The sequence below is a fragment of the Streptomyces sp. NPDC006265 genome (genome assembly GCF_040613555.1).
Lineage (GTDB): Bacteria > Actinomycetota > Actinomycetes > Streptomycetales > Streptomycetaceae > Streptomyces.
Genome location: NZ_JBEXSH010001542.1, coordinates 1 through 1,015 on the forward strand (window position 1 = coordinate 1; position 1,015 = coordinate 1,015).

Below are 1,015 nucleotides of genomic sequence, written 5' to 3' on the forward strand. Positions count from 1 at the left end.
ACGCGTGGCTGGAGCTCGGCCCGTACGGCTATCTGCCCACCGACCCGCAGCGTCTCCGCTCCCGCAGGTGCCACCCGTGCCGGCGCGGCAGGGCGTCCGCACGCCCGGTGCACGACGTCCACCAAAGCGGTCCGCTGCTCCTGCCATCCCGTCGCCGTCCCGATGCGAGGCTCTGTCTTCTCCGGGTGCCGCAGCGTCACCCGGTCCAGCATGGTGCCGTAGACGCCGTGATGTCCTCCCAGGATCTGCGCCACCTGATGCGCCACCGACTTCCCCGGACGCGACGCAACGTCGAACCCGAAGTCGGCCAGGATGGACGGCAGAACGAGATGCGTCACCCGTTCATGACGTACGGAACCCTCGTTCATCCACCCTGCCGGGGATGCAAATTCCTCCCGCTGCAGGAACTCCGGTTCCGGTCCCGTCGGGGATGCCTGGAAAGAAGGGCAGCACTTCCCCAGGTCATGGAGACCAGCCCAGAACGCCACCAGAGCACGCGCCTGACACTCCGGAACCCCGAATGATTCGGCTATAAATCTACGCTGACCTGCCGAAATGTGAACGTCCCACAGCAGCATGGCGACTGCCGCAGTATCCAGCAAATGGCACCCCAGCGGATACGGAGCCGGAAGCTCATCGAACTTTCCCCACACACAGGAACACACATCAGAATTCATAGAAATCACCTCACTGCAATGGATTATGGAAATGCCAGGTGTTCAGCCAGAACCCCCGGTAGGCGCCGACCGACCCACGGGCCGCGCAGCCACGCCTAATGCACGGAACATGGACTCCCGCACGGGCGGGCGGATGGAATCGACGTGAAGATGGCGTCCATCAACTGCGGAGGACTCCCGCACAGGCGGGTGGCGCTTGACCTGATCGAACCGTGGTTCCTCGTTGAACGAAGGACCCCTGCGCATGCAGGAGGCACGCTTGTGCGTAGCCGAGCTCGGCGTGCCGTGACGGAGGACTCCCGCACAGGATGGTGGCACGACAGGGCCTCGAGCAGCTC

Annotated in this window: 1 protein-coding gene; it reads right to left on the minus strand. The window is 64.4% G+C overall.

From position 1 onward, the window contains the following. Positions 1-677, minus strand: a 677-nt coding sequence (locus ABZ281_RS50470; protein WP_356665684.1) for a CRISPR-associated endonuclease Cas3'', incomplete at its 3' end; no start/stop codon positions are given. Positions 678-1,015: the final 338 nt, after the last annotated feature.